A 16,641-nucleotide genomic window follows, 5' to 3' on the forward strand; every position below is an offset into this window, starting at 1 on the left:
CGGTGGACGGACCCCTGAGAACGAGAGGACACCCATGCCTGCTCACCGCAGACTCAGCGTCAGCATCGCCACGATCGGCGCCGCTGCCCTGGTCATCCCCACGGCCGCCCTGCCGGCCGCCGCCGTCCCCGCCGTCCCGGACGACGCCGTCGAGCTGACCCTCATGGCGACCACGGACCTTCACGGTCACGTGCGCGACTGGGACTACTTCCGCAACGCACCCTTCCCCGCCACCGACAGCCTGGGTCTGGCCCGCGCCAGCACCGCGATCAACGAGGTGCGCGAGGAGAAGGGGGCCGAGTCCGTCGTCGTCGTCGACAACGGCGACACCATCCAGGGCACTCCCCTGACCTACCTCTACGGCTACGGCCGCGAGCGCCAGGCCGTCCTGGACGGCACTGTCGAGCACCCGATGGCCAAGGCGTTCAACGTCGTGGACTACGACGCCCAGACCGTCGGCAACCACGAGTACAACTACGACCTGGACCTGCTGAGCGCGTACGAGCGCGACCTGGAGGACACCCCGATCCTGGGGGCGAACGTCGTCGACGAGGTCACCGGCGAGCCCTACCACGAGCCGTACACGCTGCTGGAGCGGACGATCGACGGCGAGGAGGTGACGGTCGGCGTCATCGGCCTGGTCACCCCCGGCGTGCGTGTCTGGGACCAGCAGTACGTCGAGGGCAAGCTCGAGTTCCGCGACATGGTGGAGACCGCCAAGGAGTGGGTGCCGATCGTCGAGGAGCAGGCCGACGTCGTCGTCGTGCTCGCCCACACGGGCCAGGGCACCGTGCCCGACGAGGGCTACGACCCCGCCGAGCTGCACGAGAACGTCGCGAACAACATCGCCGTGCAGGTGCCCGGGATCGACGTGCTGGTGGCCGGTCACAGCCACCGCGACCTGCCCGAGACGGTCGTGACGAACGTCGAGGGTGAGCGCACGCTCATCACCCAGCCGAACTACTGGGGCCGGGGCGTCACCGAGACCACGCTCACGCTGCTGCCCGACGGCGAGGGCGGCTTCGGAGTCGACTGGGACGTCGCCGCCCCCACCGTCACGCCGCACTACGGCCGCGACGGCTACGCCGAGGACCCGGCCGTCGTCGAGGCGATCGCCGACCAGCACGAGGCGACGGTCACCTACGTCAACACCCCGGTCGCGACGTCGACGCAGGAGCTCCCCGCCGCGTCGTCCCGCTACGAGGACACGGCGATCATCGACTTCATCAACGACGTGCAGCAGACGACCGTGGCCGATGCGCTGGCCGGCACCGAGCACGCGGGCAAGCCCGTGATCTCGCAGGCCTCGCCGTTCTCCCGCACCGCGCTGTTCCCGCAGGGCGAGGTCACGATCCGCGACATCGCGGGGCTGTACATCTACGAGAACACCCTGCGCGCCGTCGAGCTGACGGGGGCGCAGGTGCGCGACTACCTCGAGTACTCCGCGCGCTACTTCGTGCAGACCGAGCGGGGTGCGGCGTTCGACCCCGAGACCGGCACGAACGCGATGTACCCCGGCGACACGCGCGGCATCCCGGACTACAACTACGACGTGCTGAGCGGCCTGGACTACACGATCGACGTGTCCGAGCCGGTCGGGCAGCGCATCAAGGGCCTGTCCTTCCCCGACGGCTCGCCGCTCGCGGACGACGCCGTCGTGGTCATGGCCGTGAACAACTACCGTGCCTCCGGTGGCGGCGGCTTCCCGCACGTGGCCGACGCACCCGTCGTCTACGACGAGCTGCTCGAGATCCGGCAGCTCCTCATCGATCGCGCGCAGGACCTCGGGGTCATCGATCCCGCGACGTTCTACGACGAGAACTGGGCGCTCACGACGGCGTCCTTCACCGACGTCGCTCCCCGCAACCAGTTCTTCCGCGAGATCCGCTGGCTGGCCGAGAACGAGATCGCCACCGGCTGGGAGAACGGCGACGGCACGTGGGACTACCGCCCGCTGGCGCCGATCGCCCGTGACGCCATGGCGGCGTTCCTCTACCGCCTGGCCGGATCGCCCGACGTCGAGCTGCCCGAGGTCTCGCCGTTCACCGACGTCAGCACGAGCAACCAGTTCTACGCCGAGATCTCCTGGCTCGCCGAGCAGGACATCGCCACCGGGTGGAACAACGGCGACGGGACCTTCTCGTTCCGCCCGCTCGAACCGATCGGCCGTGACGCCATGGCGGCGTTCCTCTACCGCCTGGCCGACTCGCCGGAGCACGACGCGCCCGCGGTCTCGCCGTTCACGGACATCACGCCGTCGACGCAGTTCTACGACGAGATCACCTGGCTCGCCGAGACCGGCATCTCGACCGGCTGGCAGGGCAACGACGGCACCGCGATCTACCGGCCGACGACGTCCGTCGCCCGCGACGCGATGGCGGCGTTCCTGACCCGCTACGACGACGCCGGATTCACCCCGGCGTCGTGAGGTCCTGACGCGCTGATCACGGACGGTCGGCTCCCCTCGGGGGCCGGCCGTTCGTGCGCCGTGGACCTCGTCCGCTCTCAGCTCGCACGCATGCGGGCGCGCAGCTCAGCGGTGTCGGCAGCCGGCGAGCGGCCGTAGGCGGCGCGGTAGTCGCGGGAGAAGTGCGACGGACTGAGGTACCCCACCCCGGCGCTCGCCCGGCTCGCCGTCTCCCCCGCCACGAGCATCCGCCTGCGCGCCTCGCCGAGCCGAAGGCGCTTGAGGTAGGACATCGGGGAGAGCCCGGTGAGCTCGCGGAACCGCCGGCGCAGCGTCGCCTCGCTCGCGCCGACGGATGCCGCGAGGCCCTCGGCGGTCCACGGGTGCGCGAGTGCGGCGTCGAGGCGCCGGACCGCGGCGCCGACGACGTCGGCGTCGGCGTGGTGGGCCGCGTGCAGCAGGCGTGCCGCCTGGTCGGTCTGCAGCAGCCGCAGCACGATCTCGCGGCTCAGCAGCGGTGCGAGGACGGCGGCCTCCTCCGGGGCGTCGAGCAGGCCCAGGAGCCGGTCGACGGCGTCGGCCAGCGCTGGGGTCATGGCGCCCAGCCGCCCCGGGTCGGCCTCGTGGCGCGGGCGCGGCATCTGCGAGGCCACCTCCGCCACCACCGCCGGGTCGAGGCGCCAGTTGACCGACAGGAAGTCTCCCTGGTCCCCCAGCTCGACGACCCGCGCCATGAGCGGCAGATCGACCGGCGTGATGAGGAAGCGGTCCCGGCCCCACTCCTGCTCGGCCGAGTCGTCGTCCACCGAACGCTTCCGACCGCTCAGCACGATGGACAGGCACGGCGGGTAGCGCACGTAGACGGTCGGCGTCGGCGCCTCCGCCCGCGCCAGGCGCAGTCCGAGAGGCTCGGCGCGGTGCGGCGATGCGACGTGCCGGCGCACCCGTTCGGCCGACCGGTCCAGACGCGCCGCGAGGAGGGGATCCACGGCCCCATTCAAGTCGACGATCGGATCAGGCAAGCATCTGACCGCCTCGGACAACCCGACGTCGCCGCGGCGGGGCACCGTGGTGGCATGACGACGAACGAGATCCTCTCCACCCTCCCCCGCGACGAGCGGCTCGCGGGCCGCACCGCGATCATCACCGGCTCCACGAGCGGACTGGGCGAGGCGACCGCCCACGTCCTGGCCGCCTCGGGCGCACACGTGGTCGTCCACGGTCGCAGCACGGAGCGGGCCGCACGGGTCGCCGACGCGATCGCGGCGGGCGGGGGTCGCGCCTCGGTCGTCACCGGCGACCTGGCCTCGAGCCCGACGGCGGCGCGCAACTTCGCCGCGCGGGCCACCGATGCGCTCGGCGGGCGGGTCGACGTCCTGGTGAACAACGCCGGCATCTTCCCCGTCGGGCCGACGGCGACCCTGCCCGACGACGACGTCGCCGCGCTGCTGGCCACCAACGTCCGCGTCCCGCACGACCTCGTCGGCGCGCTGGCTCCGGCCATGGCCGCCCGAGGCAGCGGCGTCATCGTCAACATCACCTCCTGGATGGCTCACGTCGGCACGCCCGGGGTCGGTCTCTACCCGGCGACCAAGGCCGCCCTCGAGCACCTCACCCGTGCCTGGGCCGCGGAGTTCGGGCCGAGCGGCGTGCGCGTGAACGCCGTCGCTCCGGGAGCCACCCTGACCCCGGGCAACGAGGCCTCCCTCGCCATCCTCGAGGCGATGACCGCCGCGGCGCCTGCGGGCCGGATCGGCCGCCCGATCGACATCGCGCACGCCGTCCGCTTCCTCGCCTCGGACGAGGCCGCCTACGTGCACGGCACCGTCCTCGACGTGGACGGCGGCATCGTCGCGGCGCGGGTGGGCTGACTGCCGTCCGCCCCCGCCCGGCGGCCCGCGGCGCTGTCTCGCCGAGCGGTTTCCGGCCCCGCCGACGGTCAGCTCCGGGTCGCGGCGCTCATGTCGGCGCAGAGGATCCCGGTCGCCCCGTGCTGGTCGGCGATCACGGTCGTGCCAGGGGCGCCCGAGTCGTCGACGACGATCCCGCCCGCGGCGAGGACGGCGGCCACCCGCTCCTCGACCACCTCGGGTGCGACGTAGACCTCGAGATGGAAGCGCTGGCGGGCCGGATCGGATCCGTCGTCGTCCCCGAACCACAGGTTCGGCACCCGCCCCGTGACGTCCCGCACCTCGTCGCTGGGGCTGCCGTGCCCCTGCGACGCCGGGTCCCCCGTGAGCAGCGCGGCCCAGACCGGGGCGACGGTCGCCGACCCGGCCGTGTCGAGCCCGAGCTCGAGCTGGCTGACGCCGGTGGGGTCGGCCGCGAGGTCGTGGCCGCGGGCGACCTCGGTGATCCGGCGGGCGAGGTCGAGGTCGAGCTGGGTCACCCACTGCACCACGTGCTCCGTGCCGTCACCCTCGCGATAGATCGCGTCGTCGCTGACGAGCGTCAGGTCGACGTGCGCCGCTCCGATCGAGACGCGCGGGTGGTGGCCGAGCCCGTCACCGACCTCGCCGATCGCGACGACGAACCGCGCCGCGGTGGCGAAGTCCGCCACGAGGTATCGCGCGTGCAGCCCCTGCGCGAGCTTGCGCCAGTCGGCGAGGTCGGCCGCGGCGATCTGGGCGCCGGAGAGCATGTCCATGGCACTGGTTCCCTTCGAGCGGGCTCCGACGGGTCCATCGGCGCCTGACGGTACCGCCGCGCGCCGAGCCACCGCCAGACCCGCGTACGCCATGCTTGCGCGAGCCGACCCGGCCCGACCCGACACCCGCAGGAGACACGACGATGCTGTTCGAGCACCGCGGCCACGAGCCGCGCATCCACCCCGACGCCTACGTCGCCCCGTCGGCCGTGGTCGTGGGCGACGTGGAGATCGGCTCGGGCGCCAGGATCCTGCACGGTGCGGTCCTCACCGCCGAGGACGGGGAGGTGCGGATCGGGCAGAACACCGTCGTGATGGAGCACGCCCTCGTCCGCGGACGGGCGGGCCACCCTGCCGTCGTCGGGTCCGCCGTCATGATCGGACCGCACGCGCACCTCAACGGCTGCACCGTGGAGGACGAGGCGTTCATCGCCACGGGAGCCTCGCTGTTCCCCGGGAGCCGCATCGGTCACGGGGCCGAGGTGCGGATCAACGGCGTCGTGCAGGTCAGCACGACCCTGGAGCCCGGCGCGACGGTCCCCATCGGGTGGATCGCCGTCGGCACGCCCGCCACGATCCTCTCCCCCGACCGCCACGAGGAGATCTGGGCGATCCAGCGGGAGCTGGACTTCCCCGGCACGGTCTACGGCGTCGCTCGCGGCACCTCGATGCGGGACCTGATGCGGCAGCAGTCGGAGTTCTACGGCGCGCACGCCGCCGACCGCGAGATCCAGCCGTAGCGCGATGGACCAGTCCCTGGAGCGAGCGCTGGCACCGGTGCTGCGCGGGTGAGGTGAACGGCGGACGAGGCCGCGGTCACGCGACGGCGACCATCCGGATCCGTGTCGCACCCACCTGCGAGGATCACGGCATGCCGCCCGACGCCGACCCCTACGCGCTGGTCATCGCGCCACCGCCGCTGACGGACTACCTCGAGCTCCGCCGTCGGTCCGGCCTGACACCGGTGACGCCCCCGCAGGGCGAGGGTGCCCTGAGCGGCAGCTGGTACTTCTGCCACGTGCGGCACGCGGACGACGGCGTCGTCGCCATGGGCCGCATCATCGGCGACGGCGGCTGGTACTTCCACCTCGCCGACATGGCCACGCTGCCGCAGCACCAGCGACACGGGCTCGGCGCCCGCGTGCTGGGCGCGCTCCTCGCCCGCATCGACGAGGTCGCCCCGCCCGGGGCCTACGTCACGCTGATGGCAGACGAGCCCGGCCGACCGCTCTACGCGAGGCACGGCTTCGTGCCGACGGCGCCGCGCAGCATCGGGATGCGCCTGGCACGCTGACGTGCCACGATCCAGCACAGGTCAGCACATTCGGCACATCCGGCGGGACCGAGTCGAGGAGAACGAGATGGCCAGGGACTCGAACGAGGACGACGGGACGTTCTCGGACCACGAGCGGCAGGCGATGAAGGACCGCGCCGCCGAGCTGAAGGCGCAGAAGGGCGGCAAGGGCACCAGGAAGGACAAGGACCGGCAGGCGGTCCTCGACCGGATCGCGGAGATGCCTGACGCCGAGCGCGCGATCGCCGAGGCGTTCCACCGCATCGTCACCGAGACCGCACCCGACCTCGACCCGAAGACCTGGTACTCGATGCCCGCCTACGCCAGGGACGGGAAGGTCATCTGCTTCTTCCAGGCGGCGACCAAGTTCGACACCCGCTACTGCACGATCGGTTTCAGCGACGCAGCGGCGCTCGACGACGGCGACGTGTGGGCGGCCAGCTACGCCGTCACGAGGCTCGACGAGTCGGGTGAGAAGCGGATCGTCGACCTGGTGCGCCGCGCCGTCGGCTGATCCTGCCTCACGTCCCGCCCTCGCGGGCGAGCCGCTCGGCGGCCGCGAGCGCCGCGGCGGCATCGAGGTAGACGCCGCCGCGCACGAGCGGGACGAGCAGTCCGTCACGTTCCGGTCCGGCGGGGTCGAGCTCGTACAGCAGCGGGTGCCCGGTGGGCAGCCCGAGCTGCTGCACCTCGACGTCGTCGAGCGCGTCGACGACGGCGCAGAGCGCGCGCAACGAGTTGCCGTGCGCCACGAGGAGGACCGAGCCGCCGCGGCGCAGCACCGGGTCGACCCGGTCGCGCCACAGCCGGCCGACGCGGATCATGACGTCCGCGAGCGACTCGGTGCGCACGAGCGCCTCGGCCGGGAGCCGCCGGAACAGGTCGGAGTCGGCGAGCTCGCGGAAGGCGTCGTCGGCCATCTCCGGCGGCGGCACGCGCACCGATCGGCGCCAGGCGAGGAACTGCGTCTCCCCCACCTCGGCGCAGACGTCGGCCTTGGTCCGACCGGTGAGCGCGCCGTACGTGCGCTCGTTCAGGAGCCAGGTGCGCTCGACCGCCGGGAGCGCGGGGAGGTCGTCGGCGAGGATGGCCGCCGTCGCCCACGCCCGCTCCAGCTCCGACGTCAGGGCGAGGTCGAACCGGATGCCCGTGGCCGCGACGAGCTCGGCGGCCCGGTGCGCCTCGAGCACCCCGCGCTCCGACAGCGGGACGTCGAGGATTCCGGTGAACATCCCGGCGGCGTTGGCCACGCTCTCGCCGTGGCGGACCAGGACGACGCGGCCGAGATGGGCGTGAGCGGTGACCGGGGGCATCCCACCACCGTAGGCGGGAGCTCAGCGCCAGCCGAGTCCCGGCGCCACGTGGGTGAGGATCGACTCCAGCACGTGCGCGTTGTAGTCGACGCCGAGCTGGTTCGGCACCGTCAGCAGCACGGTGTCGGCGGCGGCGATCGCCTCGTCCTGCGCGAGCTCCTCGATCAGCACGTCCGGCTCGGCGGCGTAGCTGCGACCGAAGATCGCGCGCGTGGTGGCGTCGATGTTGCCGATCTGGTCGGTGCTCGAGCGGTCGCCGCCGAAGTAGGCGCGATCCGTGTCGGAGGTCAGGGCGAAGATGCTCCGGCTGACCGACACCCGGGGCTCACCGGGGTGCCCGGCCTCGCGCCACGCCGCCCGGTAGGCCTCGATCTGCTCGGCCTGCTGGACGTGGAACGGCTTGCCGTTCTCGTCGTTCTTCAGCGTCGAACTCATCAGCTGCATGCGCTGCTGCGCTGCCCAGACGGCCGTCGCGTTGGACCCGGCGCCCCACCAGATCCGGTCACGGAGCCCGGGCGACTGCGGCTCGATGCCGAGCGGCCCCGGGTGGGGGTTGGGGAACATCGGGCGCGGGTTGGGCTGCGCGAACCGGGCGCCGTCGATCGCCTGGAGGAAGACCTCGGTGGTGCGGCGAGCCATGTCGGCGTCGGTCTCGCCCTCCGGCGGTGCGTAGCCGAAGTACCGCGACCCGTCGATGACCTGCTCGGGTGAGCCGCGGCTGATGCCGAGCTGCAGCCGACCGCTCGCGATGAGGTCCGCGGCCCCGGCGTCCTCCGCCATGTACAGCGGGTTCTCGTAGCGCATGTCGATGACGCCGGTGCCGATCTCGATGCGGCTGGTCCGGGCACCGACCGCGGCCAGGAGCGGGAACGGCGAGGCGAGCTGACGCGCGAAGTGGTGCACGCGGTAGTACGCGCCGTCGACGCCGAGCTCCTCCGCCGCGACGGCGAGGTCGATCGACTGGTGCAGCACGTCACCCGCCGAGCGGGTCTGGCTGTGCGGGGACTCCGACCAGTGGCCGAACGAGAGGAAACCGATGCTCTTCATGTTGGGTACAACATTCAGGTGCATGGACTATTCCCGCTGTTCCCGGCGGGGCTCAGTCCGTCTCCGGTGTCGCCTCGTGACCGGCGCGGCCGTCCGTGCGCCGGTCGGCCTTCATCTCCGCCTCGAACACGTGCCGCCGGCCCGCCAGCAGCGCCTCGCGCGCCCGCTGCTCGTGGGCCCGGAAGCGCGCGTAGTACCCGTCGTCGTACTCCTCGACGATCTGGAAGGACCACCGGCCCGCGAGCACGTTGCGGCCCACGAGGTCGCGCTCGATCTCGTCGGCGAGCTCACCGTGCCCGGCCTCGCGCAGACCCTCGACCGCCTCGCCGAGCGTCAGGTCGGCCGTGCCGCACCGTCGGTGGAACGCGTAGAGGTGTCCGCGCGCCTCCTCGACCACCTCCAGCGCCTCGGACAGCTTGCCGAGGGCGGCCACGGTGGCGTCGGAGGTGCCGGCGGGGCGGGCGTGCTCGTCGTCGAGGTCCATGACGGCCACGCTAGACCCGGGGCGCGACGGGGGCCACGGCAGGACCAGGGACCCGCGGGACTAGGGACCCGCGAGCGCCACCGGACCGACGGGAACGACGGCGCGGGCCGCCGCCCCCAGCTCGTTCAGCGCGCGGACCAGCCGCGCGTTGAAGGCGAGCGGCTGGTGGAGGTTCGCGTCGTGGCCGGCGCGACGGATCACGCTGTGCCGGGCCCGGGGGTTGGCGAGCCGGTAGCGCAGGGAGCCGAACCGCATCGGGTCGCGGCTCCCGCTGACCAGCCAGACCGGCAGGGTGGTGCGCCGCAGCACGGCGATCGGGTCGATGGTCACGACCTCGCGCAGCACGTCGGTGACCACGTGCCAGGTCCCGCCGCCGAGCCCGGTCAGACGCGTGACGTGGTGCGCGGCCGCACGGAAGGCGGGCACGAGCTGGCGGTGCGGCTGCGTGGAGCACGCCACGGCCATCACGCCGGCGATCCGCTCGGGATGCTCACCCGCGTAGTGCAGCGCGGTGTACCCGCCGAGCGAGAGCCCGACCAGGAGCGGCGGCTGCCCGAGGTGGGCGACGGCGTCGTCCACCGTGGCCATCGCGCCGGCCAGCGTGAAGCGCTCGTCCTTGCGCGCCCCGTGACCCGGCAGGTCGACGGCGATGCTCGCGACGCCGCGCCGCCGCAGCACCTCGACCTGGGCCGCCCACACGAGCGAGGACGACCGCGTGCCGTGCAGGAACACCACCGGAGCGCTCACCTGCGCCTCCCACCGTGCCGTGCGGGACCCGACCGTCCCGATCGTGGCGAGACGATACGCCGCCATCCTGTGAACCGTCTGCGAGCAGCGATGCGAACGGGTCCGCGAACGATCTGGCGGGCGCCGCCGTCGTTCACATCGCGGTGACACGCGCCGGGTAGTCTGACCCGACCCGGAGGCGCGACCCGCGCCGACGGGGAAGATCGGCAGCACCGCCGCTGCCCCCCGCCACGCAGGAACGGAGGTTTTCTCATGTCGCAGACCACCCACCAGCAGGTCACGAAGTCGATCGTCGGAGAGCCCGAGGTCCTGGAGGACACGACGCTCGCCGCCGGCGTCGAGCACTCCCCCGCGTGGCTCGACCTCAAGGCCGCCGCCACCGAGATCCAGGCGCTCCAGATCAAGGACGGTTCGATCCCCGACGCCGGAGCTCACGAGGCGGCCTCGGCCCTCGTCGAGCGGATGGTCGCCGGCGTCGAGATGCTGGCGCCCGCCTTCCCGCACGAGGACGCCTACCTGCGCGCCGTCGTCGTCGACCTGCGCCGCTGGCGCGAGGAGGCCTTCGGCGTGCCGGACTTCCTCGACGCGCTGACCGCGTTCCAGCCGCAGCAGCACCGCGTGGACGGGCTGCGGCACCTGGTGCTGTTCCCGATGGTGACCCAGAACGGTTCGCCCGACCGGCACGTCGAGGCCCTGATCGTGGAGAACATCTGGCCGGAGTCCGTCGCGGCGCTGGAGAAGGAGCAGTACACCAACGCGCTGTTCTGCTCGCTCCGGCTCGTGGACTTCACGCCGGGCTACGAGACGAACTCGGCCGTGCTGTTCCCCGAGACCGTCGCGATGCGCGAGGTCCCGCGGTTCACGTGGGGCGCGATCTTCCAGGACCGAGAGGCCGCCAGGTTCCGCCGCGTGACCCTGGCCGCCGCCGAGATCACGCAGCTCGAGCTCCCCGACGACCTCGCCGAGATGCTCGCCGACCAGCACCAGGCCGAGCACACGTTCGTGATGTGGGACCTCATCCACGACCGCACGCACATGCGCGGCGACCTGCCGTTCGACCCGTTCATGATCAAGCAGCGCATGCCGTTCTTCCTCTACTCCCTCGAGGAGATGCGGTGCGACCTCACGGCGTTCCGCGAGGCCGTCGCGATCGAGGAGCGGACGGCCACGCGCCTGGCCGCGGGCGAGGACCTCACCGAGGTCGAGCTGGCCGAGGGACGGCACGCGCGGGGCGTCCAGTACGCCGTCGTGCTCGACCGGATCTTCCGGTTCGCGCTCACCGGCACGCGCGTGCGCAACTACGACGGGCTCGGCGGTCAGCTGCTGTTCGCGTGGCTGCACCAGCGCCACGTCATCGAGTGGACCGACGTCAAGCTGCACATCGACTGGGAGGCGGCCAAGGACGCGGTGGTCGCGCTCTCGGACGCGATCAACGAGCTCTACTGGGCCTCGATCGACCGCCCCAAGCTGGTCCACTGGCTCGCGGCCTACGACCTGGTGCGCGACGTGCTGCCGCCGAACCCGGCGTCGCTGTGGGGCCCGGGCCTGGGCCGCGAGATCCTCGCCGGGCCGCCCAGGGGCTACACCGACGCCGTGATGGACGACGAGTTCCCGCTCTCGATGTTCCACGAGGCGCTCGGCAAGAAGCTCAAGCCGGTCATCGACTCGACGGTCGGCATCACCGCCGCCGATGCCTGAGCAGGCCGCTCCTCCCGGTTCTGGGTCGGGTGGCGGGTCGGTCGCCGGTCGCACCGTCCTGCTCGCCGGTGCGTCCTCCGCGCTCGGCGCCCGCCTCGCCCAGGTCCTGGGCGGGGCGGGTGCCCGCGTCCTCGCCGTCGCCCGGCGGGAGATGCCGGACCTGGCCGACCTGCCGGGCGTCACCACCCTCCGCGCCGATCTGACGGATCCCGACGCCGTCGCGCGCCTGGTCGACCGGGTGCACGACGCCGTCGGTCCGGTGGACGGTGTGCTCCCGCTGGTCGGTGGCTGGCGGGGCGGCGGGGGGATCCCCGGGCAGACCGAGGACGACTTCCGCGTGCTCGAGGCCTCCTTCACCACGCTGCGACTCGTCACGACGGCGTTCTGGGGCGATCTCGTCGCCTCGCCCGCCGCCCGCGTGGCGATCGTCTCGTCGACCACCGTCGCCGCGCCGCGCGCCGGCAACGCGTCCTACGGCTCGCTCAAGGCGGCGTCGGAGCACTGGACCGGGGCGCTCGCGCACGGTTTCACCGTGGCCGCGCGCGGGAGCGGGGGCGACGGCGCCGGCGCATCCGAGCTCACGGGCGCCGCCGTCGTGCTGCGCGTCAAGGCCGTCGCCGGGCTCGAGGACGTCCTCGCGGCGAGGGTCGCGGCGCTCTGGGACGAGCCCGCGGCCGCACTCAACGGCAGCACCCACACGATCACTCCAGGAGAATGACAGCGTGACCACGCCCTCCCCCACCTCCCTGCACGACGCGACGCTCCGGGCGTTCGCCTCCGACAACTACTCCGGCATCCACCCCGAGGTGCTCGCCGCCATCGCGGCCGCCAACGACGGTCATCAGGTGGCCTACGGCGAGGACGTCTACTCCGCCCGCCTCACCGAGGTCGCCGTCGACGTCTTCGGCGAGGGCACCCGGATCTTCCCGACCTTCAACGGCACGGGGGCCAACGTCGTCGCCCTGCAGGCCCTGCTCCCCCGCTGGGGCGCCGTGGTGTGCGCGACGACGGCGCACATCAACGTCGACGAGGGTGGCGCTCCCGAGCGCATGGGCGGGCTCAAGCTGCTCGGCGTCGAGACGCCGGACGGCAAGCTCACGCCCGAGCTGGTGGACAAGGAGGCCTGGGGCTGGGGCGATGAGCACCGCGCGCAGCCGCTGGTCGTCTCGATCACCCAGACCACCGAGCTCGGCACGTGCTACACGCCGCAGGAGATCCGGGCGCTGGCGGACCACGCGCACGAGCGCGGGATGTCGCTGCACCTCGACGGCGCTCGGCTGTCCAACGCCGCCGCGACGCTCGGCGTGCCGCTCCGGGCGTTCACGCGCGACGCCGGCGTCGACGTCCTCAGCCTCGGCGGCACCAAGAACGGCATGATGCTCGGCGAGGCCGTGGTGGTGCTGAACGAGGACGCGATCCTCGGCGGCGCGGCCGCGCTCCCCTACGTGCGGAAGCTGTCGATGCAGCTCGCCTCGAAGATGCGGTTCATCGCGGCGCAGCTGATCGCGCTGTACTCCGGCGACCTGTACCTGCGCAACGCGACGCAGGCGAACGCCATGGCGCGGCGGCTGCGCGCGGCGCTCGAGGACGGCGTCGCGGCGGGCGAGCTGCCCGGTCTGGCGTTCACGCAGGACACGCAGGCCAACGCGGTGTTCGCGACGCTCCCCGTGGGTGTCGCCGACCGGCTCCGCGAGCAGTTCCGGTTCTACGACTGGGACGCGGCGCGCAGCGAGGTGCGGTGGATGGCGTCCTACGACACGACCGAGGCGGACATCGACGCGTTCGTCGTGGCGATCCGGTCGGAGCTCGCGCGGGCCCAGGAGGCCTGAGGCCGGCAGGCGGGCGGTCCGCCGGCTCCGTGTGCACCGCGCGGAGCCGGCCACCGATCAGCAAGGCGACCAGGCCGCCCGGCCGCCTACTCCCCGAAGAACACCCGCTCCACCACGGCCCTGGCCCGCCGCGCCGTGCGGAGGTAGTCCTCCTCGAACTCGCCGCCCGCGGCCGGTCCGTACCCGAGCAGGTGCGCCACACCGGCGAGCTCGCGCCGCTCCGACGGGAGCACGTCGATCCGCGCACCCGACGTGCGGCCCGTCGCCAGCACGATCGCGTCGCGCGCCCGGACGGCGAGCCGCCACGCCGACCGCAGCACCTCGGCGTCGCCGGCGTCGATCAGGCCGGCCTCGGCGGCCGCCGCCAGCGCCTCGAGCGTCCGCGTCGTGCGCAGCGCCGGGACCTCGTGGGCGTGCAGCAGCTGGAGCAGCTGGACCGTCCACTCGACGTCGGTGATTCCGCCGCGGCCGAGCTTCAGGTGCCGGTTCGCCGGGACGCCGCGCGGCATCCGCTCGTTCTCCACCCGCGCCTTGATGCGACGGATCTCGCGGAGCTGTCCGTCGTCGAGCCCACCGGCGTAGCGGAGCGGGTCGATCAGCGCGACGAAGCGCTCGCCCAGCTCGATGTCGCCCGCGACCGGCCGCGCCCGCAGGAGCGCCTGGCGCTCCCAGATCGCCGACCAGCGGCCGTAGTACTCCTCGTAGGCGGCGAACGTGCGCGTCAGCGGCCCGTTGCGCCCCTCGGGTCGCAGCGCGGCATCGACCTCCAGCGACGGCTCAGGGCCGGTCTGACCGAGCAGGCTGCGCACCTGCTGCGCGACGGCGAGTGCGAACGTCTGTGCCGCCGCGTGGTCCACGCCGGGCCGCGGGTCGTGCACGAACATCACGTCGGCGTCCGAGGAGTAGCCGAGCTCGTGCCCGCCGAGACGCCCCATCGCGACGATGAGCAGCGTCGTCGGGGAACCCTCGAACCCCTGGGCCTCGCACACCCGGTCGGTCGCGATCCGCAGCGCGCCGCGCAGCGCGGCGTCGGCGGCCGAGGAGATCCCCGGCGTCGTGTCGGCCGCGAGGTTGGTCAGCACGTCGGCGACGGCGGTGCGGTTCAGCTCCCGGCGGCGCAGGTAGCGCACCCGGGTCGCGCTGGACTCGGAGTCCCCGGCCCGACGGCGGAGCGCGGCGTCCATCTCGGCCTCCAGCGCCTCCGGCGCGCGGGGCGCGAGGTCGCCGTCCTCGGCCAGCCACGGCACCGACTCCGGTGCCCGTCGCAGACCCGCCGCCACGTACTGCGAGGACGAGAGCACGCGTGCCAGGTTCTGGGCGGCGACGCCGGAGTCGCGCAGCAGCTTGAGGTACCAGTGCGAGGAGCCGATCTCCTCCGACAGCGACCGGAAGGCGAGCAGGCCGGCGTCGGGATCGGGGCCCTCGGTGAACCAGCCGAGCATGACGGGGAGCAGCTGACGCTGGATCGCGGCGCGGCGCGAGACGCCCTCGGTCAGCGCGGCGATGTGGCGCAGGGCGGCGTCGGGGGCGCGGTAGCCGAGGGCCGCGAGCCGGGCTCCGGCCGCCTCGGGGGCGAGCGCCGCGTCCTCGGCCGAGAGCTGCGCCGTCGCCGGGAGCAGGGGTCGGTAGAACAGCTCCTCGTGCAGCCGCCGGACGTCGCGGCGCGTGTGGCGCCACCGCACGAGCAGCTCGGTCGTGACGTCGGCCTCGTCCTCGGCCGTGATGAGCATCGAGCGACCCAGGCGGTCGAGGTCGCGCTCGTCGGTCGGCACCAGGTGCGTGCGGCGCATCCGCGACAGCTGGATGCGGTGCTCCATGAGGCGCAGGAACCGGTAGCAGACGGCCAGGCGCGCGGCGTCGGCCCGCCCGACGAACCCCTCCTGCGCCAGCGCTGCCAGCGCCGCGAGCGTGTTGCGCTGCCGGATCTCGGGCGCGAGCCGGCCGTGCACGAGCTGCAGCAGCTGCACGGTGAACTCGACGTCGCGCAGACCGCCGGCACCGAGCTTGAGCTGGCGGTCGGCCTCGCGCGGCGGCACGTGCGCCTCGACGCGGCGGCGCATGGCCTGCGCGTCCTCGACGAAGTTCTCGCGCTGCGCGGCGGTCCAGACCAGCGGGCTGAGAGCCTCGACGTAGGCGTTGCCGAGCGCGCGGTCGCCCGCGACGGGGCGCGCCTTCAGCAGCGCCTGGAACTCCCACGTCTTGGCCCAGCGCTGGTAGTAGGCGAGGTGGCTGGCGAGCGTGCGCACGAGCGGGCCCTGCTTGCCCTCGGGGCGCAGCGCGGCGTCGACCTCCCACAGCGCGGGCTCGAGGCTCGTGCCCGAGCAGGCGCGCGCCATCCCGGTGGCCAGGCGGGCACCCACGCGCATGGCGTGCTGCTCGAGGTCGGCGCGGTCGGGTCCGCCGGACGCGTCCTCGTCCCCGGCACCGTCGCCCTCCACCGGGGGTGCCACCTCGGCGACGTACACCACGTCGACGTCGGAGATGTAGTTCAGCTCCCGGCCGCCGGTCTTGCCCATGCCCAGCACCGCGAGGCGCACCACGTGGTGGTCCGGGGTCTCCGAGCGCGCGATCGCCAGCGCCGCCTCGAGCGCGGCGGAGGCGAGGTCGGCGAGCGTCGCGGCGACGCCGGGCAGCGTGGACAGCGGGTCGGGTCGGGTGAGGTCGGTGGCCGCGATGCGCAGCAGCTGCTGGCGGTACGCGCGCCGCATGGCGTCGGTCGGGCCCTGCGCGGTCGCGACGGGCGCTGCGTCGTCGGGGTCGGCCCCGACGGCACGCAGCAGCGTCGCGCGCACCTCGTCCGCACCCTCGGCCAGGATCCCCTGGCCGGTCTCGCCCGTGACGAGCGCGACGTCGTCGGGATGCATCGCCAGCGTGTCACCGAGCGCGGCGGAGGCGCCGACGACGGCGAGCAGCCGCGAGCGCCGCTCCCCCGGCGTGCGGAGCACCTCGTTGAGCTGGGCGCGCGCGTCGGGCGTCGCGTTCTCGTGCACGCGCGCGAGCGTCAGCAGGCCCTGGTCGGGGTCGGCGGAGCGGGCGAGGTCCGCGAGGAGGTCGTCACCGCCGTCGTCGCCCGCGACCTCCGTGAACCACGGTTCGGCGAGGATCGAGCTCGCGCGTGCGAGCTCCCGGAAGCCGAACCGAATGAGTCGGGTCGAGGGAGACGCCGCTCTCATCG

15 protein-coding genes are annotated in these 16,641 nt (G+C 73.4%); 8 read left to right on the plus strand and 7 right to left on the minus strand.

Features of this window, described 5'->3' with window-relative positions:
• The first annotated feature begins 34 nt into the window (after nt 1–34).
• Nucleotides 35–2,428, plus strand: coding sequence for a 5'-nucleotidase C-terminal domain-containing protein (locus SERN_RS12580; RefSeq protein ID WP_135850428.1), 2,394 nt, complete (start codon nt 35–37; stop codon nt 2,426–2,428).
• Between the two features lie 77 nt (nt 2,429–2,505).
• Here the strand turns inward: SERN_RS12580 and SERN_RS12585 are convergent, their stop codons facing one another.
• Nucleotides 2,506–3,396 (minus strand): AraC family transcriptional regulator, encoded by an 891-nt coding sequence (locus SERN_RS12585; protein WP_135850429.1) that lies wholly within the window; start codon nt 3,394–3,396, stop codon nt 2,506–2,508.
• A gap of 87 nt (nt 3,397–3,483) precedes the next feature.
• Here SERN_RS12585 and SERN_RS12590 point away from each other — a divergent pair, with 87 nt between their 5' ends.
• Entirely contained in the window at nt 3,484–4,278 is a 795-nt protein-coding gene (locus tag SERN_RS12590; protein ID WP_135850430.1) for an SDR family NAD(P)-dependent oxidoreductase, read from the plus strand.
• 68 nt (nt 4,279–4,346) lie between these two features.
• On the opposite strand, the gene SERN_RS12595 is transcribed toward SERN_RS12590, so the two are convergent.
• Entirely contained in the window at nt 4,347–5,054 is a 708-nt protein-coding gene (locus tag SERN_RS12595) for a 4a-hydroxytetrahydrobiopterin dehydratase (RefSeq protein WP_135850431.1), read from the minus strand.
• A gap of 143 nt (nt 5,055–5,197) precedes the next feature.
• Here SERN_RS12595 and SERN_RS12600 point away from each other — a divergent pair, with 143 nt between their 5' ends.
• The 3 genes from SERN_RS12600 to SERN_RS12610 all read left to right on the plus strand — a co-directional run bounded on the left by SERN_RS12600 (nt 5,198) and on the right by SERN_RS12610 (nt 6,862).
• Entirely contained in the window at nt 5,198–5,794 is a 597-nt protein-coding gene (locus tag SERN_RS12600; protein ID WP_135850432.1) for a gamma carbonic anhydrase family protein, read from the plus strand.
• 131 nt (nt 5,795–5,925) lie between these two features.
• Complete coding sequence (locus SERN_RS12605) at nt 5,926–6,348, plus strand: GNAT family N-acetyltransferase (RefSeq protein ID WP_135850433.1); 423 nt, start codon at nt 5,926–5,928, stop codon at nt 6,346–6,348.
• 67 nt (nt 6,349–6,415) lie between these two features.
• On the plus strand, nt 6,416–6,862 hold the full coding sequence (locus tag SERN_RS12610; protein ID WP_135850434.1) for an iron chaperone: 447 nt from the start codon (nt 6,416–6,418) through the stop codon (nt 6,860–6,862).
• Between the two features lie 7 nt (nt 6,863–6,869).
• On the opposite strand, the gene SERN_RS12615 is transcribed toward SERN_RS12610, so the two are convergent.
• Genes SERN_RS12615 through SERN_RS12630 form a run of 4 tightly spaced genes read right to left on the minus strand, consistent with a single transcriptional unit; the run spans nt 6,870 to nt 10,005 of the window.
• Nucleotides 6,870–7,661, minus strand: coding sequence for a 2,3-bisphosphoglycerate-dependent phosphoglycerate mutase (locus tag SERN_RS12615; RefSeq protein WP_135850435.1), 792 nt, complete (start codon nt 7,659–7,661; stop codon nt 6,870–6,872).
• A gap of 21 nt (nt 7,662–7,682) precedes the next feature.
• Nucleotides 7,683–8,708 carry an LLM class flavin-dependent oxidoreductase gene (locus SERN_RS12620; protein WP_135850436.1) on the minus strand — a complete coding sequence of 342 codons (1,026 nt, stop codon included), beginning with the start codon at nt 8,706–8,708 and terminating at the stop codon, nt 7,683–7,685.
• 52 nt (nt 8,709–8,760) lie between these two features.
• On the minus strand, nt 8,761–9,192 hold the full coding sequence (locus SERN_RS12625) for a hypothetical protein (protein WP_135850437.1): 432 nt from the start codon (nt 9,190–9,192) through the stop codon (nt 8,761–8,763).
• A 60-nt stretch (nt 9,193–9,252) separates the two neighbouring features.
• A complete protein-coding gene (locus SERN_RS12630; protein ID WP_233251665.1) occupies nt 9,253–10,005 on the minus strand; it encodes an alpha/beta fold hydrolase in 753 nt (250 codons plus the stop codon).
• Nucleotides 10,006–10,191: 186 nt separating this feature from the next.
• Between SERN_RS12630 and SERN_RS12635 the strand changes: the two genes are divergently transcribed.
• From SERN_RS12635 to SERN_RS12645, 3 genes are read left to right on the plus strand one after another with little or no spacing between them, the layout of a single operon-like run.
• Nucleotides 10,192–11,637 (plus strand): DUF6421 family protein, encoded by a 1,446-nt coding sequence (locus tag SERN_RS12635; RefSeq protein WP_135850438.1) that lies wholly within the window; start codon nt 10,192–10,194, stop codon nt 11,635–11,637.
• Nucleotides 11,630–12,355 carry an SDR family NAD(P)-dependent oxidoreductase gene (locus SERN_RS12640; protein WP_135850439.1) on the plus strand — a complete coding sequence of 242 codons (726 nt, stop codon included), beginning with the start codon at nt 11,630–11,632 and terminating at the stop codon, nt 12,353–12,355. The genes SERN_RS12635 and SERN_RS12640 overlap by 8 nt, the downstream gene beginning before the upstream one ends.
• Nucleotides 12,356–12,359: 4 nt before the next feature.
• A complete protein-coding gene (locus SERN_RS12645) occupies nt 12,360–13,466 on the plus strand; it encodes a threonine aldolase family protein (RefSeq protein WP_135850440.1) in 1,107 nt (368 codons plus the stop codon).
• Between the two features lie 86 nt (nt 13,467–13,552).
• Here the strand turns inward: SERN_RS12645 and SERN_RS12650 are convergent, their stop codons facing one another.
• On the minus strand, nt 13,553–16,639 hold the full coding sequence (locus tag SERN_RS12650) for a bifunctional [glutamine synthetase] adenylyltransferase/[glutamine synthetase]-adenylyl-L-tyrosine phosphorylase (protein WP_135850441.1): 3,087 nt from the start codon (nt 16,637–16,639) through the stop codon (nt 13,553–13,555).
• Between the last annotated feature and the right edge of the window lie 2 nt (nt 16,640–16,641).

Origin of the sequence: Serinibacter arcticus (genome assembly GCF_004786095.1) — a bacterium.
GTDB lineage: Bacteria > Actinomycetota > Actinomycetes > Actinomycetales > Beutenbergiaceae > Litorihabitans > Litorihabitans arcticus.